Genomic DNA, 24,957 nt, shown 5'->3' on the forward strand with positions numbered 1-24,957 from the left:
ACGGGGGGCATAAGGAGCCCCCCTTACTTTGCATATGCGCCTTATACAAACATGCTCATCATTTCTTTAAGTCGAGCTATTTGGCATTGGCATACCAATCATTGACTTCCCGAGTAATATCATCGCCCCCGAGCTTCTTCCACTCGGTCACGAATTTGTCAAACTCCCCTATGTCCTTCTGTCCGGTTATAATTTTGACAAAAGCTTCGGATTCAAGAGTCGACAAGGTGGAGCCCTTATCGCTCATCGTCTGTGTCGGAGCGCCGCGGTATGCATTATAGACCCACAAATCATTATCAAAGTAGTATTCGATAGCTGCCTGCGCGATTTCTCCCACTCCGCCGTTACCCAGCATCCGGTAAAATCCCCACACAGTCTCGTCTTTTTTATCCGTCCATTGCTTAACCTTGTCAAAAACAGACTGTTCGACTGCATTGGCCGGAGTCTCGCCCGATTTAACCAATTCGTTCATTCTCTTGTGATAGTGCAGGTTCTCTTCTAGAGTCGGCACGGATACAGGGGACAGTTTCCATAATTCTTTGCCGTCCGCGGAGTTGCTATATTTGTTTGGATCTTTTGGTCCAAGTGTTTTTAATAGGTTCATCATCTTGACCAAAGCTTCGGGATGCTTAAAGTTTTTGTTTACAACATAGTAACCTGCTATTCCCGAATCGGCCTTCGGCTTGGCAACCGAGCCGTCCGCAGCCGGAATCAGATAGGGCCTCCAGTCAGCCCCTGGATTGTCGCGACGGCTGTCCTGCAGCGGATAGATGCCGTTCCACATAAAACCGTACATCATTCCGTGCTTTTGCGAAGCAATGTCCTGTGCAATTTTGTCTGCCGGCTTAACATAAAATTCGGGGTCAATCTGCCCGTCTTTATACATCGCCGCCAAGTTTTCAAGGACGCCCTTTGTTTCGGGAAGGATGCTTCCGTTAACAAGTTGCCCGTCTTTTTCCATCCAGGATCCCGGATAGGCATTGTAGCCGTAGAACAGGCCTCCTAAATCTTGTATATAATCTTTGCTGATCGCCAGTCCGAAAGTGTCGTTTTTGTTATTTCCGTCCGGATCATTATGGGTAAACGCTTTACTGATTGCATAGACATCATCCATCGTTTTCGGAGGAGTCATGCCTACCTTTTCCAGCCAGTCCTGACGAATCCACAAAATGCCGCTGGCATTGTCGCTGACCGACCACATCTGCGGAACGGCATAAATCTTTCCGTCGTTCTTTGCCGCAATATACGGGTCGAAATTATAGGTCGTATAATTTTGTTTAACCTCGTCTATTCCATATTGTTCAATAATGCCGCCAACGTCCTGTATGATATCGGCTTTGATCGCGGACTGTAATTCAGCCGTATCCAGCGTCATCACATCAGGAATATCTCCTGACGCCAAAGACAGATTAAGTTTCTGCTTGTATTCTTCTGGGCTCTTGGCGATCCACTTGTATTTCACCTTGATGCCAAGCTCCTCCAAAAAAGCTTTCGTCCATACATTGTCTTCCAACGTAACACCGTCGGTCAGAGTCGTTTTTTCGAATTGGTCGCTGATGCTGCCGACAAAAGTGATCTCAATCGGTGGATCATATTTCCCAAAGGGATCTACCTTTACTTCTTCTGGGGACTGACTTTCAGTCGGGGCCATTGCCGATGCGGTGGCAGTCGGATCAGAGGTCTGTGTATTGTTTGCACATGCAGCGATCGTGGATACCACGGCTGCCGCACTTAAAATCGTAATCATCTTCCTGACTTTGTTTACCATATTCACCCTCCTAATTAAAATAGTATCTATAAGGTAGAGGTGCACGCTCTACTATAATTGTAGAAACAACGGCGGAAGCGGACAATCGGATTCTGTTGACTCGACTGGGACTTTGTTGTCCAGTTTTGGCGCATGACGAATCCCTTCTATCGCCCCTTTGATCCATAAAAAAAAGACTCGCATTCAGCGAGTCTCAATCGATAAATTAATAAATTTCACTCTAACATCGCGCTCAGACGATTACGCGGTAATGAAGATGAACAATACCGCTTCGGAAGCGGCGTTCGCCAAGCAGCTCTAGCCGCATGAGGAGGTTGTCCGGCAATGCTCGCTTACCTCCGCCCAAGACGATCGGATTAAGAAGCAGATGATACTCGTCAACTAGTCCCGCACTCATCGCCTGCCCAGCAAGCTCGGTGCCGCCAATCGTAATGTCGGCTTCTTCAGACTCCTTTAGCCTCCGGATCGCATCAGGATCGAATTCACGCTCGAGCCTGGTCCTTGCGCTTGAAACCGCCTCAAGCGTCCGGGAATAGACGATCTTCTCAGCCGCTCGCCAGATCTGCGCAAATTCCCGCATGACCTCCGGTTGATCGCCTGGCTTGGCGCTCGCCGTCTCCCAGTACACCATCGATTCGTACAATCGACGCCCGTATAGGTAGGTGCCAATCGACCGCTGGAAGTCCGTCCAGAACGCAAACTCCTCGTCACCGGAGATCGACCATTCTAAATTGCCGTTCTCGTCCTCCATGTACCCGTCCAAAGATACGTTGGTAGCGTAGATCAGATTAGCCATTTCAATAACACCCTCCCACTTTCATTTTCAACGAGATCAGGGCTTGCTTGAAACATAGAAACATCGTTTATATATTAACACATAATGGAAATATTTCACCTTAATTGTTGCTCATCAATTTTTCCTCCTCGAGATTCATCATTCATGTTGTAAAGCAATTGCTTATTTATTAGGATAAAAGCATGGGCCACTTCTAGTGGCTCTCTGCTATTAGATAATAACCAAGGGGTGAAGCTCGATGCCGTTTCACTTTCAGGCCGATCAATATCCGACAAGCGCTGGCTGCTACTTAATGAGAAATAAGGAAGGCGAGCTGCTTTATATCGGCAAAGCCAAAAACATTAGAAACCGGCTTCGTTCTTATTTCACCCGTCAACATACGGAGCGCAAGTTAATCCAACTGGTTGAGCAGGTTGCTTCTATAGATGTCATGCTCGTCAATAATGAAGCCGAAAGCCTGCTTCTCGAAAATAATCTCATTAAACAGCACAAGCCTCCGTTTAATCGCGCCTTGATCCGAGAGGATAGCGGCTATGCGTATTTGCAGCTGACAGAGGAGGAATTTCCTCGTCTAGCTATTTATTATAGAAATCGTGATGATCAAATACCTGCTTCCAAATCAGCAGCCGCCAAAAAGTTCGGCCCCTTCAAAAGCTCCCGTTACCGCGATGAGTTGGCCAACTACATAACGGAACAATTCGGACTGCGCTCCTGCGAAATCATGCCGAAAAAAGTATGTTTGCTCTATCATATTCACCGCTGCAGCGGCATTTGTGAAGGGCTGATCGACAAGAAGCAATACCAGCTGCAGTCCGAAGAGGCTGCGCTGTTGCTTTCAAAGCCTTCGCATGAAATAATCGCTTCATTATATGAGCAAATACAAAAGTGCTCTGATGCGCTGCATTTCGAAAAGGCGCAAAAGCTGCTGCTGACGGCCCAAAGCCTGGAGGCGGCGGCCAAGGAGAAACAAATCGTCGAGCGCCAAACGGATACGAGACAAGCTGTGCTCTATTTTGGCGACGATGAGGTATGTATACTCGCTATTTCGCATGGTCTCATAACCGGCATTTATATCGAACAGCTGCCGAAAGGATCTCATGATCACGCAGAGCTGTCAGACGCTTTTATTGTTCAATATGCTGCTGAGCATGACCCGGATGAAATCATCGTTAATCGTATTGGCAACCGTCAGCTTCTGATTGATAAAATACAACAGCTGCGCAAGCAGAAGGTTATAAAGCGCCAGCCTGTGCTTACGATCCCCAAGCGCGGCGTTAAATACGAGCTGCTGCAGCTTGGGGAACGCAATTATTTTCATCATAATCGCCCATGCCGGGATAACCAACCCAAATAAGCAAGTCCCTGGTTTGGGACTCGCTTATTTGGTTTTCCAGAAGGAGCGGCCAGCCCTTCTTCCTCTTTAAGCTAAACGCGGAACCAACGGTCCTGCCAAGTTATCTCCCGCAACAAGCCCAGCCCCGTCTGTCACCAGATGATTTCCGCCGCTAAATTTAACTCCATCCTCGAAGAAGATTATCGCAAGCGCCCTGCGCGGCTTGGCGGTGTTGTTGGCGTGAGCGTAGTGGAAGGTCATGCCGTCGTGAAACGTGCAACTGCCAGCTTTCATTCGGACGATGACGGCGGTGTTCCGATCCGCATTGGAAGCACCCTCCTGTCCGAAAATGTCTTCGGGCGAAACCAAATCCACGCCTTTCAGATTTTTTATCTTTTGCGACTTGGGCACGAACATCATGCAGCCGTTGTTCTCGTCTACGTCGTCGAGGGCGATCCATATAGAGAAAGCTTGCAGCGGCTTGCCGTTGTCGACCATCGGCCAGTAAGGACGGTCTTGGTGCCACGGCGTCGGCTTGGAGTCTCCTGGCATCTTTAATAGGGCGTGATCATGAAACAACCGAACGCCAGAGAACCCCGTCAGTTGCTTGCCAAGTTCCGCGAAACGATTACGCAGTACGAACTTCCCCATACCACCGTGATCTCTCCACGTATTGACCTTCTGGTTCAGAACCTTACTGTAAGCCCCTCCTTGTTGATCCGTCTGAACAGCTTTTCCGCCTTCGCTATTCATCACCTCGTCCATGTACCCACGAAGCTCTTCCAATTCCTCTTGCGATAATACATGATCCATTTGCACGAATCCGTTTTCACGATAAAACCCTACTTGTTCCTCTGTTGCCTTTACCCTTTTCCCCGTCATTTCCGCTTACCCCTCTCAGTCATACTTGTGCTTCTTGACTTGTGCCTTGGCTTTACTTTACAACTTCATTGGCTTACAATCTTGGGGTATTGAAGAAAAAACTAAGACTATCTACCAAAACACTTGGGGGTAATCAGGAAATGATCGAGATGAGGGGGCAGCAGTTTTTCGATGATCCGTCTTTCCCTTTTTTTATTGATCGGTACACCATAAAACAAAATGAAATCATTGCTCCGCACAAACATGATTTCGTGGAATTCGTCTACATCGTATCCGGAAACGCGATGCACGAATGGATGGACAAAAACAGCCCTCTCTCTCCCGGTGATGTGTTCGCTATAGAACCAAACACAGTACATGGCTATATCGGGTCTTCGGATCAGGAAACTATCGTTTACAACATTTTGTTTCATCGGACGTTACTCGAGCGGGAAATGGAAGCTTTGCTTCGTTTTCCGGCATTCATCGACTTTTTCTACCTTGCCCCTTTTTTGCGCAACAACGCATCGTTTGTCCCGTATACCGCATTAGACAACTATCAACGTCTGCAACTCGAATCGCATCTTCGGGTTATGCATGAAGAGTTTAAGCAGCACCGCGACGGGTTTTCCATCATCATTAAAAGCCGATGGATAGAGTGTCTGGTGCTGCTCAGTCGTTACCATAATGAAAACCGTGAGTTGCTTCAAGCCCCAAACACGCCATCCAGTTACGATTGGATTACGTCGATCGTCGACTTCGTCGAACGGCATTGCGAACAAGAGTTGACGCTTATCAGCCTCGCGGAGACATGTCGCATGAGCGTCTCTTCCTTTACCGCAAAGTTCAAGCGCGCGACCGGTATGAGTCTGGTCGAATTTAAGCATGCTGCCCAAATTCGTCGCGCCTGCCAAGCATTAAAGCAGTCTGACGACAAAATAGCCATCATCGCGATGAACGTCGGCTTTAACGATATTAGTTTTTTTAATCGTATTTTCCGTAAATACACAGGTTGTACACCGAGGGAATTTCGAAAAAATAAGAATTAAAAAATTCTATTTGCCTGCTAAAAAAGCATCCAGCTGTTTTTGCAGTTCTTCGATTACTTTTTGGCTGCCCGCTCTTTCCATTTCCGATTTGTATTTCGCAATGCCGTCTTCGAATTTGTGCAAGCCTGCCGCCATCGGCGAAAGAATTTGTTCGTTTAACGGCGTGATCTGCGCGATTTCCGTCTTCACCGCATCCAGATTAGCCGTAAAGCCCGTCGTAACGGCCGGACTGAAGTTGTTTGCGTCTTTGGAGAAATCGACCCATTTTTTGTCATCCGCAATCATAGTGGAAGGCGTTCTCGCCAATTGCGGTCTCCATGTCATCACGTAACCCGGGAACGAATAGTCGCTAATCGATTCGTATCCGCTCTCTCCTACAGGGTTCCAGTCCTTTCCTTGGATGCCGTATTCGAGAAGATCATGGTTTTCTTTGATCGACAGCCAGTTCATCACGTCCATGACGAGCTCTACGTTTTTGCTGTACTTCGGCACGGACAGGAAATTCCACTGCTTAAAGTCGGACAGCGGCTTCCAGCCGTCTACCGCAGGCACAACAATTTCCAATTCCGCTCCCGGTACGTTTTTCAGCAAATCCGTGTAGTTGACCACTCCGTCCGAATAATAAGGGTAGGAAGCCGCTTTGCCTTGATTAAACAGTGTGGCCGCGTTCTGCTCTTGCATGATGTTTTTATGGAAAATGCCGTCTTTATAAAATTGCTCGCTGTATTTGTACCCATTCTCGTATCCTGGCCGCTCGTAAATCGGAATCACTTTTTTGTCGCTTGTCGCCAAAAATTCGTTGGTTACCGCAAATCCGTCGTAATCGTTCGTATAATACAGACTGTTGAATCGCTGCGCGTTGTGGCCCGCGGTTCTTTGGTCGACGACGAACGGAATGAGATCCTTGTCATTCTCCTTTACGGCATAGAGGAAGTTGACCATATCGTCCAACGTTTTGATTTCAGGCAATCCGTACTTCTCGCGCAAGTCTTTGCGGACTTGGAAGCCATATACCATCGTTTGTGTCGTGCCGAGCGGAATGCCCATAATCTTGCCATTAAACTTATTCGCTTCCCACATCATTTCGGGGATCGACTGTTTAAGCTCTTCCCGTCCCTCCACGAACTCGTCCAGCGCATAGATCGAATCGGAAGCGATCATCTGCCCCATATGGAGCCAAGGCGCTTCAAGAAACATATCGAATTGCTCGTTCGCGGCGATCTTTACGCTTGTCGTGTTGCCGTAATCGCTCCATGGAATGAATTGAATCTTTAAGGATGCGCCGATATTGTCCTTCTTCAGCTTCTCGTTGACCGCGGCCATCACTTCGTCGAAGCCTTGCGGCGTGTCGCCCGGGAACAGTGCTTTTAATTCCACGATTTCCTTCGGCTTCTCGGCGTTCCCTTCACTCGCGGTCGGCGTCCCTGCGCCGTTCTCCGCATTCGGCTTTGAATTGCCGTTGCTGCTGCAGGCGGACAAGCTCACTGCCGCAAGCAGAAGTACGACTGTAACCGCGCCCATCCATCTCCACTTTTTCATTGCGTTTACCCCCTACGGTTTGATATTTATTCTATAACCGGAACGTGTCCGGGTACAGACTTATCGCGCATCAGCCCTTAACGGCGCCAATAGTTAACCCCTTAACGAAATATTTCTGCAGGAGCGGATACAACAGCACGATCGGGCCGATCGTCACAATCGTCGTCGACATCCTGACACCGAGCAAAGGAGATTCGATGCTAATCCCTGCATTACTCGGAATAAGCGATTTGGCCGCTTCCAGGTTGGACACCATTCTCCGCAAAATCAATTGAAGCGGATATTTGCTCTCTTCATCAATAAATAACAGCGACATAAACCAATCGTTCCAATAGCCGAGCGCATAAAATAGCGCCACGGTTGCCAGAATCGGCTTGGATATCGGAATCATAATTCGAATAAACACGTTAAACTCATGGGCGCCGTCGATTCTCGCCGATTCTTCCAGCTCCTTCGGCAGCGTCCGGAAAAAATTGACCATCAGAAACACAAGGAACGGCTGGCATACGAGAGGCAATATAACGGCCCACAACGTATTCGATAAATGCAAATACTTGGACACGGTAATGTAAAACGGGATTAATCCCCCGTAAAACAACATGGGAAAATAGACGAAAGCCAGCATGCCACCCCTGAGCGTATTTCGCCCGTTCGCCAGCGAATAAGCCAGCATTGCGGATATAAACAACGCTAACGCTGTACCCACAGCTGTAATTAAAGCTGTATTTATATAACTGGACCACAGCAGCTTCGATTGAAGAAGCACGGTATAGGCAGTCGTCGAAAACGACTCGGGAAATAACGAATATCCGTTTAATATAAGCTCGGTCTCTTTCGTAAACGATCCGGAGATCATCATCCAAAAGGGCAGAAAGCAGAGCAGTGCGAAGACACCGATAAACACATACGATATGATTCCAAAAGCTCGATCCCTTAAGCTATAGTTCATAGCTCTACCTCCCCCCCTAAAATAATGCCGATTCCTTCGACACTCTTCTTACGAAACTATTGACTGCGAGTACAAGGACTAGGCCCATAACCGACTGGAACAAACCAACGGCTGAAGACATCCCAAAATCATTGAGTACCCTCATGGAGCGGTATACATACGTATCGATGACGTCGGTTGTAGGAAACAGAAGCGAATTGTCGCCTACGATTGCATAGATCATCGCAAAATCGCCGTTAAAGATTCGCCCAATGAGGAGCAGCGTCAAGATGGAGATCGTCGGAATCAGCAAAGGCAGCGTAATCTTGCGAACAGCTTGAAACCGCGATGCGCCATCTATCTTGGCAGCTTCATAGAGATCCTCCGGAATGGATGTTATGGCGGCCAAATAAATAATCGCGAAGTAACCCGCGCCGTGCCATACTTTAATGACGCTAAGTATCCATGGCCACAAATGCGCCTCGAAATACCAATTGACTTCGGATAATCCCAGCTGGATCAGCCATTCGTTGACGGTCGGATTTTGCCCTCCGAGCATCGACTGCGTGATCATGCCGACGACGATCCAAGACATAAAGTACGGAAGAAAAATAACGGATTGCGATAGACGGGCGAACCATTTGATTCGAATTTCATTTAACAATACGGCAATCGCCAGCGCGGCAATCGTCTGGGAAACGATAAAAGCGACGTTTAAGAGCAGCGTGTTGCGAATGACGACAAAGAGTTGACTTGACGTTAGAAAGTATTCGAAGTTTTTTAGACCTACCCATGAGCTTCCCCAAATCCCTTTCGAATAATCAAAATCCTTGAAAGCGAGAAGCACCCCGTACATCGGCAAATAATTGAAAATAAATAGTGTAATCAAACCGGGCACCGCGAGAAGAATCAGAAACGGAGATTTAAACGCCTGCCGATATGATTCCATTATTTTGTTTTTCAACGCAACGATCTCCTTAGTCCTCAACACCGATAATGCAAATGCAATCGCAGGTGAGTTATTAGCCAGGATCGCTTGACTCATCCTGACAGAACCTAAGCTACCATAGCGCCGCCACGTTGAATATTCATCGTTTTCAGTCTTTATCAGAAAGCCATCAAATAGGGTCATTCAGATATCCATCACTATTCATCAAATAATCGAAATCCATCAGAAATGAAGGGGGACGGTTCTTGGAACGGGGGATGTATGCTATTATGTTTCTGCGCAAACGTTATGATGGCAGCTTCTTAAATTTTTTATGGAGGTTATGGCATGAAATTTTCGATATCCCACTTATGGAGAGGTGCGAAGAGGCGTAAAACGTATGCTCAAATTTTGGTCTACTTCATCGTGGCTTGCGTGGGCATATTGGTTATCAGCACGTTATTCCTTTCTATCGTTTCCTCCAATACCTTAATGAGGACAATCGGAAATCATTCGAAATTGCAGCTCCATCATGCGGTCGAAACGCTGTCGTTTACGATGAACTGGAATATCGATTACGCGCAACGATCAAGTCTCAGCACGCCCATTCGCTCTTATGCTTTGCGGTCTTTAACGACTCCGCACGAGGATAACCTCATATGGAACGCTTTAGTCGAATTAAAAGATAACAATCCTTATATCGATTCGATTTATTTGATCAACCATTATAACCGCAAAGTCGTCGATACCCGGCACGGCGTCTCGGAGAACGATGAGTTTTACGATCAGGATATCCTGTCTATGCTGGACCGGGCAGCCCAACATGCCGACGAGCGGAAATCCATCGTCCCTCGGCTGCTCGAAGCGGATTACATCACGCCAATAGAACCCCGGATTATTTCTCTTATTATTCCGTTAGAGTTCGATTACTCGGGCTCGACTTTTGTCGTAAACATTAACGCTGACGCGCTCATTTCGGCCAACCGTACGAATACGGCTAACGCCGGGAGTCAATTATATGTGCTGGACGGCGACCAGAACATCATTTCCGGCAATACGCAAACGGATTTTCTCAAAAACTTCTCCGAGCTCGGCTATCACTATAATGTCGCCAGAAAACCTGGATTTTACGAGCATGAGGGGGATCAATCGGGTTATCTGATCGTACAGGAGGAAATTCCGTTAAACGTTCTCGGCCCTTGGACAATGATCGAAATTTTCCCCAAAAGCGAAATCTTAAAAGATATCAACACTTTGAAATCGCAAACCTTTATCTTCTTCGGCTGTATTCTGCTCGCCACGATTTGGATCATTTGGAACCTGTCGCGAAAAATTTATTCGCCGATTCAAGAGCTGATTGTCGCCGTCACTTCCCGAAATCGTCACATGGTCGAAGACCATCGGCTTTCCAATGAGTTTGCCTTTCTTTCGGACGTATTTACAGAGCAGTCTCAAGAGCTGGATGCCTATTCGCGCAACCAACGGTTGCTGGCAAAAGAATCCTTCCTGCAAGAGCTGCTGGAAACGGATATTGCCCATCGTGCCGAGCGGATGGAGCAGCAGTTTAATCAATTTCGGTTGACCATCGCTCCAGAGCGTTTAACCGTTGCCATCCTTCGCATCGATCAATTCCAGAGCTTTACCGATCATTATACGGATCGCGATCAGCGACTTCTTCGGTTTGGCGTTTCGAATATCGCCAAGGAAAGGCTGCAGGAGAGATGGCCTGTCGAAACCGTCGATATGGGCAAAGATCATATTGCCGTCATTCTCAATCTGCAAAATGAGTCGGATATCGTTGAGCTGTGCCAGAAATTTAAACGCTGCCAAGGCGATATCGAGCATTATTTATCAATCGGCACGACTGTCGCTGTCAGCCCGCTAATCGAACAAGTCCACGAGCTGCACGAAAGCTATAAGCAAACCTACCATTTGACGGATGCCCGGTTCCAATTGGGCTGGGGCAGCATCATATCCGAAGCCGTCAATGCCGAGCCGTCTAATCCAACTTTCCAATACCCCGAAGATAAGGAAAAGCTCATTGTCCAATGGCTGAAAAAAGGAGAAAGCATCCCACTGCTCGCGCAATTGGACGCCTTTGAAATCCTTATTCAAAAGTTTCATTACTCCGAATCGAAGCTGGCGGCAACGATGCTGCTGCTCAGCATTGGGAAGACGTTGCGGCAGCTTCCGATCCGGGCATATCAGGCCAGCGACTGGAGCTTATCGGCGATTCAGAAGCAGTTGGATCAACTGGAAACCTTGGAGGCCGTGCTGGATTGGATAAAACGTCTGCTCGGGCAGGCTTGCTCGGAAATTTCTTCCTTAGAGATCTCGCCTAGAAGCTTAAGCATCATTGAAGAAATTAAAAACGTGGTCAATCAGCAATACCAGGATCAAAATTTGTCGACCAAACTGATATCCGATCAATTGGGCTTATCCGTTAATTACGTCCGTAATTTATTTAAAACGGAAACGAAACAATCGCTTATGGACTTTATTACGGATAGAAGGATGGAAGAGGTAATCAAGCTAATGGCAGATGCCACGCTGACCATTGATGAGATCGTCCTTCAATCCGGCTTCACATCCACCGTTTCGTTCTATCCGATTTTCAAAAAGAAATATGGCATGACTCCTGCTGCGTATCGGAAGGAGATGGAATAAGAACGTCAAACAGCCGCTAAACCCGACGGTTCGCGGCTGTTTTTGAATCGAAAATGGATTAGTAGACTTCCAGTTCATGAATGACGTAACCAAAAAAATGACCGTTGACGGGTGTTCTCGCGATCCCTTGCCATTTGACGTATCTGGCTGTTATCGGATTAAAATGAATCGTCTGCGCCCCGTCCTGACCCAACAGAACGGCATCGTTCTCCATGACGTTGGTCCAGTTCACTTGATCGTCGGATACGAGCAACTTGAATTGAGCGGCATAGGCATCGCCCCATTTAATGACGGCTTTTCCGATTTCCTGTTCCGCTCCGAGATCGACCGTCAACCAAGCGTTACCGGGATTCGGCAGGAAATAATCGGATCCCCACCTTGTGCCATCCAATCCGTCGACCGCTTTATCGTTGCTGACGCTGGGCGCCTCGGCCCCCGAAGAAGAAACCGGCTTGTTGAGGGCAAGGTTGATTTGCTCGATTTGCCCGAGAGTCCTGTTGTGGATCGTAACTTGGTCGATAGTCCCTTGGAACGAGTTCGTTGCGCTTCCTATTCTCTGGAGCGGCAACACGAAGGTTTCAAGCGTCTCGCCCTCCAGTCTTTCAACATACTCGTCTCCGTTCACGTACAGGGTGGTGCCGTTTCGATCCCCTGTCAGAACCAAATGCGTCCATATCCCGGTCGGAACCTGGTAGTTGAACACGCTGTTATAGTTTTCTTTGGAAAATCCCAATTTCCCCGTCGTTCCCTGCTTAAGTTTCAACTGACCTTCGGGCGATTCCATGAGGACGGCATTAGAGGGATTGCCGGCATCGGGCTTTACCCACATCGATACCGTCCATCCGAAACCCAGCGATCGCAACGGCGTCTGCACATAACTGCTGCCACCGCCGAATTGAATCCCCTGCCCGAATTTGCCGGCGGCATACGTTACATTATTTCCGGTCCCATCAAATCCGTTGCCCGAATTGTCCGTATAATTGTTCTCGAACCGGTACTCGATCACCTTGCCGTTCGGGTTGTCTACTTGAAGCTTGTGAGAAATGTCGGCATTCGGAGCGTCGCCGATTGCGGACGCCCTTCGTTCAAATTGAGCGAAGTCCTTATCCGCTCTCGTTCCCGTCCACGTCTTCTCGGATAGGGTCTGTACGGCCGGCAGCATGCGTTCGTGAGAATCATGCATGGAAACGCCGCTGGCATGGGAAACGTCGTTCCAGAAGGCAAACTTTCCGCCTTTTAACTTGGGGTGTCCGTACGGCAATACGACCGTCTCCCACTTGTTGGGCTCCCATTCGTTATACAGCAGACGGGAGTCGAGGTAGTCTTTCATCGTGGGAATCATATAGGTGTACATGGAATCGGCGTTCACGATCTCATAGCCGGCGTCGATTGCCTGTTCCGGTCCCCCATACGGGGTATGCCAAATATCCATGGTCGCAGCGTTGCTAATCGGGGTGTCGCCGTCGAAAGCCTTCAGCCCTCCCCACAAGTGCGGACGTTTTCCTTTACTGTTTATATAGCCAATTAAAGTATCCGTGTACGCCCTGAACGCCTCCACATCATCCTGTGTATGGACTTTGTATTCATCCGTGGCGATATGAACATCCGGGCCGATGAAGGTAGGATTGCTTCCGTCCAGATACTCGTCGTACAAGCTTTTGACGAATTGAACGGTTTCCTCCCTTCGGATATCCAGGTAGGTTTGGCTTCCCAACAACGGATCATAATTAATGAAAGCTCCCGAATGACCCGGCGTCTCGAATTCCGGCACGATATTGACGCCGTAGTCCATACCGAGCTGCTGCAGCTCCCTGAACTCCTGCTTGGTATAAGATCCGGTTTGACTCGTCAGATTCGGGTACAGGTCGCTCTCCAGTCGGAATGCGGAGAACGTGCCGTCGTCGAACGGCTTGCCGTTCTGGCCGATATCGTCGTTCAAATGGATTTGGAAAAAGTTCATCTTATACCAAGACATCAGCTTGACGTAGTCTCTTAAAAAATCGATCGTATAAAACTTGCGGGCCACATCGAGCATCAATCCCCGGGTCTCGTATTTGGGGTAGTCTCTCGCTGTTCCCTTCGGTATGCGCCGAAGCTCGCTATCCTGCTTCAAGATTTGCAGCACCGTTCTCGTTCCGTAGAATGCGCCTTGGACATCGGCCGACTTGATCGAGACATAATCTTGGGCCTCGAACAGGTACCCCTCGTCGCCCAGATGCTCCAGGGAACTGTCCAAGGAAAGATAAATATCGCCCGGGCCCGGAGTGCCGTAAACGATATTCAGATCATAACCGTTAAGATCCTCGAGGTCAGCCTTCGTGATTGAAGCCGTTGTCTCCAGGGCAGCGGAATTTAACGGATTGACAACGATTCTGGACGACGTTGAAAGCTCGAAGCTTCCGGTCCCGCCGTACCATTCTCGCAAGGACGGAATGACCCCCGGCTCCTCGTTCAAACCCGAGACTTGCGTGTGCTGGCCGGGAACCGTCACCATCACATTGGATGAAACGGCTTTGCGACCGGGATCATGCTCGTCTTCCACCTGAAACAGTAAAGAGACTTGGGCATCTGTAAGCGGCGCGTGAATGCTGCCCGTCAGATCGATGACCGGCTGCCTGTCGCTGCCATAAACGGAAACCTTGTAGCCCGCTGGAACCTCCGGCATCACGATAGCGGGCTGCCCCTGGGCGATTGCCGGTATTTGGGCAATACTGTCCGCGATAACCTTCAGCTCATCCTGCTCGTGGTATACTTCAAGCTCGGCGATGACATAACCGAACAGATGCCCGTTGACGGGACTTCTTTCGATCCCTTGAAATTTGACGTATCTGGCGCTTACCGTATCAAAATAGATTGATTCTGTTCCGCCAAGTCCCGTCAAAATGGCATCATTGTCCATCACGTTGGTCCAGGTTGCTTGATCGTCGGATACGAGCAGCTTGTATTGACCGGCGTAGGCGTCGCCCCATTTGATCACAACATTGTTGAACGCCTTCACCGATCCCAGATCGACCGCCAGCCAGGCGTCGTCAGGGCCCGGCAGAAAATAATCGCTCCCCCATAACGTGCCTTCATTGCCGTCTACCGCTTTATCTTCGCTGACGCTAGGGGCTTCGGCTCCAGAAGAAGATGCCGGTTTGCCGAGCGCCAGGTTCACTTTGACCGGGGGCTCTCCCCCCGGTGTGACATGCTGTATGATGCCGTCCGACACGACGACCTCCCAGCCGTTCGGTACCGTGATCTCATAGACGCCAGGGCTCACCGCAACCAAATCCGGCTCGTCGATTTCCCTGCTTGCGGTCACGGTATATCGATCTCCGGCGTACACCACGTCTCTCATTCCCGCATAGGACAATTCGGAGGGCAAATCGGGACGGATGCTCAATCCTTCCGTTCCCGGTGCAAGCCCGAGAAATCCGCTGGACATAACGAGCGGCACAATGCCGGACTCGGGAAAATCCTTGATAATGCCATAGATGAAGTCCCAGCCGACGGCATTGAGCGGATTGCGGCGAAGTTCGTCTTCCTGAAACTCCGTAATAATCGTCTTCATGCGGGCAAACGCGCTGTCGGCGCCTATTTTAGCAATCCGTCCCATCATATCATCGTAAGCCGTATAGAAGATTACGCCCCCGTTTTGTATATGTCCGCCGTAGTAGGCGTTGCCGTTCGGAAACAACCCGCTCCCGTAATTTCCGTACCACCAATAGGGAGAGTCGGATTCGATCGCCTTGGTGATCGTTCTGGGCGCAAGATCAAGCGCGTAGATATCGCTTCCCTGGGAAGTATCGCCGGCGACGATGCGCTTTCCGTCCAGCCAGTCGTAGATCGTGCGCGCTTTCCCCGTATCCGCCAGTCCGTATTCCACCGCCATCGTATTGACGAGCGTAAATCCGTAGTCGCGTTTGACGCCATTGATATCGATCGAAGCGACATACCTTCCTTTAGCGGGATCCCAGAACGTGCTGTTGAATCGAGTTTTCAGCGTGCTGGCGTAGCTGCGGTATGCGCTCGCATTGGCGGGATAACCAAGCGCATCTTCCAGTCCGGCCATATTGTTCAACGCTTCATAGAACAAAATATTAGCGTAGGCATCCTTGTACCCGAACGGGAAGTTATCCCAGTAGTTGGACGGCAATCCCGTCTCGGTCGCGTCATGTCCGGGCTCGTCGAAGATGAACACGCCGGACTGGCTGTCTATTCGATCCACATAATAATCGATGGACTTGCGAAGCTTATCCATCAGATTGTTGACCCCGGGCGGATGAGCCGGTGCATTGGGATTCGTGAGCGGCGGCAGCGGATCGGTCAGGAGCGACTGGTCCTGCGTCCACATGAAGTACGTATAAACGCTCATCACGTACAAGGCGTTGTACGTATTGTGCTTGGATACGTCTAGATGCTCCTCGCCCCTTGCGTGCGCCCAAACGTAGCCGTCCGGATTCATCGGCTTCTCGTAAATCATTTCCTTGAACTGCCGCTTCAGCTTGTCTTCATCCGTCCAGCTCAGCTTCTGGGCATTCCACTGCAGCCATTCCGTCGAAGGGATGCCGAGGATGCCCCCCGGTCCGATCGTCCACCTTGAGCCTTGCGGCGACAACTCGTTGTTGGCCAGTCCGTATATCGTCCACATGTTGCTCCAGGCCGCATCGAACTGGCCGCCTTTGGACGTGAAAAACTTCGTGCCTTCCTCCCCGAAAAATTCCACTTCCGCAAGCTGGAAGCGGGTATTGGCGTCGTAGCCGATCCGATCGCTGAACAATCGCACGTAGCGGGCGGCGATCCCGCCCGTTTCGACGACTTGGGGCACGTTCCCCGGGTTCGGATAAACCTCGTGTACACGCGCCGGCAGATCGAACCAGGCTGCGTTATCATTGCTGTACTGCAGCTTGAGCGCCAGGGGAAAACCTTCCCCTGCGGCCCGCGGCGTAATTTTGACGCTGTCGAGGGTCATTACGCTGCCCATGTCGAACGCGAGCCACTGCGGCGCAGCGCCGCCTGTCCCCGCGCCGCTGGACCAATACGACGAGGAGTTGCCGTCGATCGCCTTCGACGCCGCGAAGGAGGCCGCGTCCTCCGAAGAAGCGCTTGCAAGAACCGGAATGATGCTGTTGTCCGGTAACGCATTGCCCGTGACGGTCACCTCGATCGCGGGAGACCATGCGGCGGCCGGCTCGCCGTAAATATCGTAAGCCAGCACTTTAACCTCATAAACTCCCGGCTCGTTATAGGCATGGGAACTCCGTCCGCTCGCTCCTCCGCCCGGGGGTGTCGGCGCGGTTGGACTGCTGAAGGTTTGCGTACCGTCCCCCCAATCGAACAAATATTTGACCATCCCTTTATCCGCCGGATCCACGCGTTCCGCTTGAGCTTCGAACTCCATCGATTGACCGGTGACGCCGGTCGTCGGACCGGCCGGCGCTCCCGCCGGCTCGGGAGCAATGGACACGTACGCTTCAGCCAAGTAGTCGTAATTTTGCGGAACGCCGTTATGGTAAGCGACGACCCCCGGCATATCGCTGCCCAGGTGAGCCCATACGCCGACCGTTTCGACCGGGTCGCTGAGCTGCCACAAGTAATCTCCCGCCGGCTGAGCGGGGAAATCCAATTCCAGCCAAGCGTTATCCTCGAAGTTGACAAACTCTTGCGAGGCAATCGGCGTGCCTGCCACTGTTGTCGCATAATCCGTATCCCAGCTGAATAGCTTAAGCGTTAAGTTGCCTATCGCATTGCTCCAGCTCGGAGACGCAACCCGAAGCCGACTGAAGCTCTGCGTAGTGAACTTCTGGCCGCGCGTCTCCCCCGTCTGGATCTGTCCCGGCGATAGCTGCAACGCCTCATACTGTTTGACCCACCCTCCGGCAGCGGCCAGCGAAACGGCCGGCGCCACCAAGGCTGAACTGACGACAAGCGTGAACATGATGCAATACAACGCAATACGTTGAAATTGTTTCATTACCCCACCGCCTTGTTATTTGATGAATCCGAGCTCCTTGAACTGCTGCTCCGTGCTGTCGAGAAGCTGCTGACCGCCCGCGGCGAGCCAAGCTTTCTTGAACGCCTCATAATTCGTATCTTTACCCAGAATATAGGTGATGTCGAACTGCTGCTGAAGCTTCGATACGTCGCTAATCAGTTGCGGGTCGAGATGCAGGAACGATTCAAAGTTTTGATACGTCGGCGCGTTCATCGTCTGCTGGTCCAACTCAAGCATTTTTTGTTCAATTTTCCCCGCTTCCTTGGCGGTGCTTTGCAGCACGCCGTCGCGATTGGTGGCGATCCAGGTGCCGTAATCCCAGGCGCCCGGGAATTTGACCCGATAGTTTTCCGGATCGTTTCTATGGTCGCTAAAGAACTTCGCGCCCCCATCCAGATCGACGACTTTCTCGTCCGTAACACCTACGCCCCACCGCAAAGCCCAATAACCTTCGTTCGGATAGGCGACACCGTCGATCAGCTGCAAAATGCGGTCCAGCTTCTCGGGATCTTTGGCCGCCTGCGCGGAAATGCTCAGCATGCCGCCGACGGGAGCGGACGGGTAATGCTTCCCTCCGATTTCGGAACCTTTGGGCATCGGCAAGTTCGTCCACATATCCGCCGCCTTGCCCGTTCCTGTGTCGTTCATGTCATATTCGGATACGAGAACGCCCGGATACCAATCGACGCCAATTTTATCCGTAACCAGCTTGGCTCCCTTCTGCCCCCAGCTTTGGGTATACCAGTCCGGATCGATCACCTTCTCCTTGTATAGCCGGCTCATGAATTCGAGAAATTGCTGATGGGTGCCGTTCAAGATCGAATGATCCGCTTTGTTGTCCGAGACGATGAATCCGCCCGGCCCGTACATCGCTGCCAGGTTGCCGGCGACATTAAGCCCCTTGCCTTCGCCGGCCGAGCTGATGCCCCACGTATCGTCCTTGCCGTTGCCGTCCGGGTCGTTGAACGTGAATTGCTTGAGTACCTCGAACAGCTCTTCGTCGGTTGTCGGCATCTGCAGGCTCAGATTATCCAGCCAGTCCTTGCGAATTTTGAATGACCAGTTGCTTAAATCCGGCTGTTTCGGAAGCGCGATCATTTTTCCGTCTTGGCTGACGAATACTTTCATGGCGTCGTCCAGTGCGCCGGCAAGGGTCGGAACCTTGTCGAGATAAGGCGTCCAGTCGTCTAGAAGCACGCCCTGGTTGTAGAGCTTCTGGAGCAAGCTGCGGTCGCCGCTGAAGATAATATCCGGCGGTTCGCTTGCAAAGCGGGTAAGCAGCTTGCTTTCGAAATCGGGGGCTACGATATTCGTCAGCTTGAAATCCACATTGTACTTGTCGCTGATCCATTTCTTAAACGGATCCTGTTCGTCGGTCGGTGTATTCACCCATCCTCCTTCCATCAATTCAATGGTAATCCGCTTTTCGTAATTGCCGGAATCCGTACTGCCTCCTTTCGATGGATCTTCCCCGGCTGGCGAACTGGCGCCGCCGCTCGACGGTTCACTGCCGGTTCCGATTGACGATCCGGCTTTGTCAGAGCTCGAGCAACCCGCCAGCATTAAAGCGATTGCCATAAATACAACTACGAACGTATTAAGCCTCTTTCGGTTATGCATGGAAATGCCGCCTCCTCATATTTTTTATACTTGTTAGCCTTTGACCGCCCCAAGGTACATGCCTTTCGTAAAATGCTTTTGCAAAAAAGGATAGACGCACAGAATGGGGATGGTGCCGAAAACGACAAGCGCCATTTTCAACGTTTCGATCGAAACCCGGTTGTGCGCATTCATCGCGTACGATGCCTGGCCGAGATTTTGCTGCACGGACAAGCTGGCGTTCGTAAACATGTTGCGAATCAGCAATTGCAGCGGATGCAGCTGAGCGTTATCGATATAGATCAAAGAATCGAACCACGAGTTCCAATGACCTACCGCGGTGAACAGCCCGATTGCCGCCATAGCCGGCGCAGCCATCGGGATCATGATCGCCCACATGAGTCTCCCTTCTCCGGCGCCGTCGATTTTGGCCGATTCCTCCATCTCCTCCGGCAAGTTTTCGAAAAACTGCTTCAATACGAGCACGCTCCAGCTGTCCACCATCGAAGGAATAATTAACGCCCAGATCGTGTTCAGCATCTGAAGATCTCTCACCACAAGATAGGAAGGAATCAGTCCGCCGCCGAACAAAATCGTGACAAGGACAGCGAACAGCAACGCTTTCCTCCCAGGCAGCGACTTTCTTGAAACGGCATAGGCAAGGATCGTCGTCATCGATAACGTGAGCGCGGTGCCGAGCACCGTTCGGATCATGCTCACGAACAGCGCCTGCGTGAATGCGGTGCCTGCAAGCAAGCGCTCATAGGCCATCAATGTCGGTTTTTCCGGCCAGAGGATGAATCCGCCCTTTTCCATCCACTCCTGTTCGTTTACCAATGACCCATTTATGACATACCAAAGCGGCACAAGCGAAAGAATGGTGATCAGTAAGACAATGGAGGCCGCCGTCCATTGGTAAACCCTTTCCGACATGCGAATACCTCCTTACCAAATTCCAGTTCCGACCGTTCTCTTGGAAACGGCGTTCGCGACCAGGATCAGAACAAGCCCGATGGCCGACTGAAACAACGAAACCGCCGTCGCCATGCTGTACTGCAGCTCATTGAGTCCTTGCCTGTAAACATAAGTATCGATGATGTCTCCAACGCTGTAGGTTGCCGGGTTATAAAACAGCAGGATTTGTTCCCCTCCCGCACTCAGCACGCCCCCAAGAGATAGCGTCAACAAAAATACCATGACGTGGCGAATGCCCGGCAGCGTGATGTGCCATATCCGCTTGAGCGGTCCCGCTCCGTCGATTTTCGCCGCGTCGTACAGCGTAGAATCGATCATCGTCAATCCGGCCATGTAAATGATCGTCCCCCAACCGATTTCTTTCCAGATAGCGGAGCTTACAATAAGTGGCCGGAACCATTCGGGCGCCATCAGAAAGTTTTGCACGTCGCCTCCGAATTGTTGAATGATCTGATTGATCAGGCCCGTATTGGAAAACAAGGCGAATATGAGCCCGTACATCACGACCCACGAAAAGAAATGGGGAATGTACAGTATCGTCTGGCTTACCCTGCGAATGAACCTGGACTGCAGATCGTACAGCAGAATGGCCAGGATAATGGGCGGAAAAAAACCGAACAAGAGCCGCAATAAACTGATGATTACCGTATTGGACAACACCTGATAAAATTCGTCCTTGGCGAAAATATAGGTGAAATTGTCCCAGCCCACCCACTCGCTTCCCCATACTCCGCCCAGCAGATTGTACTTTTTGAACGCGAGCACAAACTGCAGGAACATCGGATAATAACGCATCACCCCGTAATAAATCAGGATCGGGGCAATCAGCAAATAAAGAAACCAGAACCTTCGTATGCGAATGATGAGCTTTGGTTGCGTATGCTTCACCCCCCTTCTTTTCTATAATTGTAAGGACATATCGAATTATAAAAAAGGAGGATATAATGACAAAAAGGAACATGAATTGTCCAGCTCCGTTTGGATAATTGCGGAAACCGGGCGCATGCGTTATATGTTAAATAGGAGGGAGTCGATTCGCATTGGGCACAATCGGACTGAACCATAAGCATTGGCCGATTTTTCTAAAAATCACTGTGGTGTTTTCGGTCATGGTAACCGTTATTATATTGGTGACGGGATTGATGTCCTACCAAATCTACCGTCAAAGCATGGAGCGGCAAATCGGCGAATTTGTTCCGCAGGTTCTTCTGCAGGCCAACCGGCAAGTGGAGAGCTATGTAAACGATTTGACGACGGTTTTGCAAGCCGCCCTGGTATCTCCCTACGATAAAGTGACGTTCGAAGCGTTCCGCGAAATCAACCGCAGCCAAACCACGCCTACGCTGGAAACGACGCTGAAGCTTCATGAACTGGTGGAATTGATCAAATTTCGCCTGAAGGACCGCATGCACGGCGTAACGTTCTATACTCCGAAAGGGGACGCTTACGTCTATGAATACACGGGCGGGATGTGGATGAACGACCGTCCCTACGAGACTCGGCCCTGGTTCGGGAAACTGGATCTGGACGATTTCTCTCCGCTTGTGCTCGGTACGGTGCGGCAGCCTTCCGGCAACATCGGGCATGCCGGCAACAACTTTTTCTTCTCTGTCATTCAGCCGGTCCGTCTTCCCGGCAGCAAGGAGCTGATCGGCGTCATCCAGCTGTTCGGCATGTTGGAAGCGCTTAAAGCGATAATGAACGGCATTGATCTCGGTCCGGGTTCCAGCCTGTACATTCTCGATCATGAAGATAACATCGTGTACGCTCCGGCACTAGACCAGCTTGGGAAGCGCTGGAATTCCGCTTACGGCATCGACGCCTCCCGGGAATCCTCCGGATCCCGTTCCGACGTATTCCGGCAGGACGGCAACGCGTATCTGGTCAGTCACCACCGATCTCCCGAGACGGGATGGACGATTATCGGAATTACGCCCCAGCAAAATTTCAGCAAAGGGATTTCAACCGTTCGCATATGGACCGTTGTCTGGATCGTTCTCGGCGTACTGGCGGCCGCTTTGCTGTCCGTCATGGTATCCTATACGTTTACCGGCCGTTTGCGGAAGCTGAGCAGGCAAATTCGCACGGTACAGCTGGATGAGCTTCATCTGAAGCTGGGCAATGTCCAGTACGACGAAATCGGCTATTTGTCCGATTCGTTTCGTACAATGATCAACCGCATCCGCAACCTGGTCGAGGAAGTTTGGAAGACGAAGCTGTTGAAGCAGGAGGCGGAAATCAAAGCGTTATACAGTCAAATCAATCCGCATTTTTTGTACAACGTGCTGGAAACGATTCGCATGACCGTAAAGAAAGGAGATGCGGACGAAGCGGAGGCGGCGCTCGTCTCGCTCGGCCACGTGTTCCGCTATCAGGTGCTGCAAAAAAACGATCTGGTTGCGCTTCGCACGGAATTAGAATTTATCGGACAATATTTGTACATTCAGCAGTTGCGGTTCGGCGACCAGTTGGAAGTGGAGCTTGATATTGCGCCCGAGACAAACGAGGTGCTGATCCCCCGCATGATCATTCAGCCGATCGTCGAAAATGCGCTGAAGCACGGTCGGTCGCCTTCCGATTACTCCATCCGTTTGACCGTACGCGTAAGGCTGGACGAAGGCCGGCTTATGGTGATCATCATTGATGAAGGCGCCGGGATGACGACGGACAGGCTGAACAAGGTGCTGATCGGTATGGAGGAAGATTTCTCATCCGGACATCGCATCGGTCTCGCCAACGTCTATCAGCGCATCAAACATATATACGGCGAGCAAGGGAGCATGTCGATTCAAAGCGAGGAAGAAGTAGGTACGATCGTCAGCATTTCACTGTCGGCGGCCAGGTCGCTTGCCGCCGATCCATTCCCGGAAGGAGCTGCTATTGATGAAAGTACTCGTCGTCGATGACGAAATAAAGATCCGGGAGGGCGTCTGCGCCATGCTGCAAGATTGCGAGCAGGCCGGCATCCGCATCGAAGTGGTCGGCTCGGCTGCCGATGGAAAGAGCGCATTGAATCTGCTGAACAATTGCGAAGCCGACCTGCTCATTACGGATGTGCGCATGCCCGGGATGGATGGCCTGCAATTGCTGGAGAAGGCGCGGATGCGCTATCCCGACATGCAAACCGTCATATTAAGCGGATACGATGATTTCGCCTACGTGCAGCAAGCTCTTCGTCTTGGCGCGGCCGACTACTTGTTGAAGCCGATTCAGAAGCAAGAGTTCACGGCTATGCTTAGCCGTCTTCTTGAGCTCCGGACCAAAGAGAAAAAAGAGACTTTCCTTGGTTGGCCGGAATTCAACGTCTTGGACGGCTTCAAAGCCGTTATCGCCGCGGACCCTGACAATCTGGACAACGCCCGGGCGCGCGAGTTCGGCGACGAACAGACCGTTGCCTGGATACTGCGGAAGGCGTCTATGGAACTGTTGGAGGAAACGGAAGGCGTTTATTTTCTTGGCGAACAGAACAAACCCGATCCCTGCAATATTCTGTACGGGCTTATCGCCTCTTCCTCCGAAGCGGCGAGTCAACAGGCCCGGCGTTTCGCTGATCGTTTATCCGCTTTTTGGACCGGTAAAATGCGATTGCCGATCAGCTTCGGCATCTCCCGTCCTTTCCTTAAGGAGCAAGCGGAAGGAACTCCGTACCGGGAGGCGCTCACTGCCCTGCTTGCCCGCTTGCCGCACGGCAGCGGCGTCTATTTCGCCGACCCGGGCCCGAATGCGGCACTCTCGTCCAGAACGGAGTCCGACCCCTTGCAACAAATCCGCGCCTCGCTTGATGTCCGCGATTACGACAGGGTATCGGATACGGTGCTCGGAATCGCCCGCAGAGGGATGGAAACAATGTCTCCCGCCGAAACCGTCCAGACGTTGGAAAAAATCATATTCACCCTCCACCACTGGGCGCTCGCGGCGGCGCCGGGACGTATTCAGGCGAACGGTCATCAGACGGCCGACTTTGCCGCCAGGCTCCTTTGGTCCCGCAGCACGGGCGATCTTCTGCAAGCGGTGGAGCAATGGATGCACGATTTTTTCCTGCTCATCGATCCCGACCAACAGGAAGGACAAATAATGAGCAGAGCCAAAAAGTATATACGCGATCATTTGCAAGAACCGATCACCTTGGAACAGCTCGGCAAAATCACGTTTACGAGCAAATCGTATCTGAGCCGACTGTTTCGCAAGCGTACCGGCCAAACGTTTATCGAATATTTGACCGACATTCGCATGGAGAAAGCCAAAAAGCTATTGGCGGAACCGGGAATCAAAATCTATGAAGTAGCCGAACAGCTCGGCTACCAGGACTGGAAGCACTTCAGCCGCACCTTTAAAGACCGGACCGGCTACGGGCCGGCCGAATATCGGAGCAAGCTTCAAATCAACGATTCGGAGTAGCTTCCTCGGCTGGCCTGTTTGGCTGCCTTGACAACGGCTCGAACAGAACCTATAATTTTTTTGTTGGTTAGTTGCTTTCCGATACAAACGTACCGATTTGTAAGCAGAGCCGATCTCTGCGCAAGTCGCATAGATGAAC

15 protein-coding genes are annotated in these 24,957 nt (G+C 50.9%); 5 read left to right on the forward strand and 10 right to left on the reverse strand.

The annotated features are described in order from the left end of the window. Nucleotides 1-76: 76 nt before the first annotated feature. Together PAT3040_RS01620 and PAT3040_RS01625 are read right to left on the reverse strand one after the other, a co-directional pair. On the reverse strand, nt 77-1,768 hold the full coding sequence (locus tag PAT3040_RS01620; protein WP_108991279.1) for an extracellular solute-binding protein: 1,692 nt from the start codon (nt 1,766-1,768) through the stop codon (nt 77-79). Nucleotides 1,769-2,000: 232 nt separating this feature from the next. Beyond that, nucleotides 2,001-2,564, reverse strand: a complete 564-nt coding sequence (locus PAT3040_RS01625) for a dihydrofolate reductase family protein (protein WP_108991280.1) — start codon at nt 2,562-2,564, stop codon at nt 2,001-2,003. Between the two features lie 238 nt (nt 2,565-2,802). Between PAT3040_RS01625 and PAT3040_RS01630 the strand changes: the two genes are divergently transcribed. Then, nucleotides 2,803-3,918 (forward strand): GIY-YIG nuclease family protein, encoded by a 1,116-nt coding sequence (locus PAT3040_RS01630; protein WP_108991281.1) that lies wholly within the window; start codon nt 2,803-2,805, stop codon nt 3,916-3,918. 66 nt (nt 3,919-3,984) lie between these two features. Here PAT3040_RS01630 and PAT3040_RS01635 read toward each other — a convergent pair whose 3' ends face one another. Continuing rightward, on the reverse strand, nt 3,985-4,779 hold the full coding sequence (locus PAT3040_RS01635) for a phytanoyl-CoA dioxygenase family protein (protein ID WP_108991282.1): 795 nt from the start codon (nt 4,777-4,779) through the stop codon (nt 3,985-3,987). A gap of 149 nt (nt 4,780-4,928) precedes the next feature. On the opposite strand from PAT3040_RS01635, the gene PAT3040_RS01640 reads away from it, so the two are divergent. After that, a complete protein-coding gene (locus tag PAT3040_RS01640; RefSeq protein ID WP_258234786.1) occupies nt 4,929-5,807 on the forward strand; it encodes an AraC family transcriptional regulator in 879 nt (292 codons plus the stop codon). Between the two features lie 6 nt (nt 5,808-5,813). Here the strand turns inward: PAT3040_RS01640 and PAT3040_RS01645 are convergent, their stop codons facing one another. From PAT3040_RS01645 to PAT3040_RS01655, 3 genes are all read right to left on the reverse strand, one after another. After that, entirely contained in the window at nt 5,814-7,346 is a 1,533-nt protein-coding gene (locus tag PAT3040_RS01645; protein WP_108991284.1) for an ABC transporter substrate-binding protein, read from the reverse strand. Nucleotides 7,347-7,416: 70 nt separating this feature from the next. After that, complete coding sequence (locus tag PAT3040_RS01650; RefSeq protein ID WP_108991285.1) at nt 7,417-8,295, reverse strand: carbohydrate ABC transporter permease; 879 nt, start codon at nt 8,293-8,295, stop codon at nt 7,417-7,419. A 16-nt stretch (nt 8,296-8,311) separates the two neighbouring features. Next, nucleotides 8,312-9,238 (reverse strand): ABC transporter permease, encoded by a 927-nt coding sequence (locus tag PAT3040_RS01655; RefSeq protein ID WP_258234784.1) that lies wholly within the window; start codon nt 9,236-9,238, stop codon nt 8,312-8,314. 312 nt (nt 9,239-9,550) lie between these two features. Between PAT3040_RS01655 and PAT3040_RS01660 the strand changes: the two genes are divergently transcribed. Next, on the forward strand, nt 9,551-11,869 hold the full coding sequence (locus tag PAT3040_RS01660; protein ID WP_108991286.1) for a helix-turn-helix domain-containing protein: 2,319 nt from the start codon (nt 9,551-9,553) through the stop codon (nt 11,867-11,869). A 58-nt stretch (nt 11,870-11,927) separates the two neighbouring features. Here the strand turns inward: PAT3040_RS01660 and PAT3040_RS01665 are convergent, their stop codons facing one another. From PAT3040_RS01665 to PAT3040_RS01680, 4 genes are read right to left on the reverse strand one after another with little or no spacing between them, the layout of a single operon-like run. Further along, nucleotides 11,928-17,825 (reverse strand): discoidin domain-containing protein, encoded by a 5,898-nt coding sequence (locus PAT3040_RS01665; protein ID WP_108991287.1) that lies wholly within the window; start codon nt 17,823-17,825, stop codon nt 11,928-11,930. A 15-nt stretch (nt 17,826-17,840) separates the two neighbouring features. Continuing rightward, the gene (locus PAT3040_RS01670; RefSeq protein WP_108991288.1) at nt 17,841-19,466 is read right to left on the reverse strand and encodes a type 2 periplasmic-binding domain-containing protein; all 1,626 of its coding nucleotides are present in this window, start codon (nt 19,464-19,466) and stop codon (nt 17,841-17,843) included. Nucleotides 19,467-19,499: 33 nt separating this feature from the next. Next, the gene (locus tag PAT3040_RS01675; RefSeq protein WP_108991289.1) at nt 19,500-20,378 is read right to left on the reverse strand and encodes a carbohydrate ABC transporter permease; all 879 of its coding nucleotides are present in this window, start codon (nt 20,376-20,378) and stop codon (nt 19,500-19,502) included. A gap of 12 nt (nt 20,379-20,390) precedes the next feature. Further along, the gene (locus PAT3040_RS01680; protein WP_108991290.1) at nt 20,391-21,308 is read right to left on the reverse strand and encodes an ABC transporter permease; all 918 of its coding nucleotides are present in this window, start codon (nt 21,306-21,308) and stop codon (nt 20,391-20,393) included. Between the two features lie 152 nt (nt 21,309-21,460). Between PAT3040_RS01680 and PAT3040_RS01685 the strand changes: the two genes are divergently transcribed. Then, on the forward strand, nt 21,461-23,326 hold the full coding sequence (locus PAT3040_RS01685) for a cache domain-containing sensor histidine kinase (RefSeq protein ID WP_108991291.1): 1,866 nt from the start codon (nt 21,461-21,463) through the stop codon (nt 23,324-23,326). After that, nucleotides 23,304-24,818 carry a response regulator gene (locus PAT3040_RS01690; RefSeq protein WP_108991292.1) on the forward strand — a complete coding sequence of 505 codons (1,515 nt, stop codon included), beginning with the start codon at nt 23,304-23,306 and terminating at the stop codon, nt 24,816-24,818. The genes PAT3040_RS01685 and PAT3040_RS01690 overlap by 23 nt, the downstream gene beginning before the upstream one ends. Nucleotides 24,819-24,957 lie beyond the last annotated feature (139 nt).

The sequence above is a fragment of the Paenibacillus agaridevorans genome (assembly GCF_003112455.1).
In the GTDB taxonomy this organism is placed as follows: Bacteria; Bacillota; Bacilli; order Paenibacillales; family Paenibacillaceae; genus Pristimantibacillus; species Pristimantibacillus agaridevorans.

What these genes read in the sequence shown, in the direction of transcription:
- PAT3040_RS01620 (WP_108991279.1), bottom strand. Translation starts at nt 1,768, where the DNA reads ATGGTAAACAAAGTCAGGAAGATGATTACGATTTTAAGTGCGGCAGCC.
- PAT3040_RS01625 (WP_108991280.1), bottom strand. Translation starts at nt 2,564, where the DNA reads ATGGCTAATCTGATCTACGCTACCAACGTATCTTTGGACGGGTACATG.
- PAT3040_RS01630 (WP_108991281.1), top strand. Translation starts at nt 2,803, where the DNA reads ATGCCGTTTCACTTTCAGGCCGATCAATATCCGACAAGCGCTGGCTGC.
- PAT3040_RS01635 (WP_108991282.1), bottom strand. Translation starts at nt 4,779, where the DNA reads ATGACGGGGAAAAGGGTAAAGGCAACAGAGGAACAAGTAGGGTTTTAT.
- PAT3040_RS01640 (WP_258234786.1), top strand. Translation starts at nt 4,929, where the DNA reads ATGAGGGGGCAGCAGTTTTTCGATGATCCGTCTTTCCCTTTTTTTATT.
- PAT3040_RS01645 (WP_108991284.1), bottom strand. Translation starts at nt 7,346, where the DNA reads ATGAAAAAGTGGAGATGGATGGGCGCGGTTACAGTCGTACTTCTGCTT.
- PAT3040_RS01650 (WP_108991285.1), bottom strand. Translation starts at nt 8,295, where the DNA reads ATGAACTATAGCTTAAGGGATCGAGCTTTTGGAATCATATCGTATGTG.
- PAT3040_RS01660 (WP_108991286.1), top strand. Translation starts at nt 9,551, where the DNA reads ATGAAATTTTCGATATCCCACTTATGGAGAGGTGCGAAGAGGCGTAAA.
- PAT3040_RS01665 (WP_108991287.1), bottom strand. Translation starts at nt 17,825, where the DNA reads ATGAAACAATTTCAACGTATTGCGTTGTATTGCATCATGTTCACGCTT.
- PAT3040_RS01670 (WP_108991288.1), bottom strand. Translation starts at nt 19,466, where the DNA reads ATGCATAACCGAAAGAGGCTTAATACGTTCGTAGTTGTATTTATGGCA.
- PAT3040_RS01675 (WP_108991289.1), bottom strand. Translation starts at nt 20,378, where the DNA reads ATGTCGGAAAGGGTTTACCAATGGACGGCGGCCTCCATTGTCTTACTG.
- PAT3040_RS01690 (WP_108991292.1), top strand. Translation starts at nt 23,304, where the DNA reads ATGAAAGTACTCGTCGTCGATGACGAAATAAAGATCCGGGAGGGCGTC.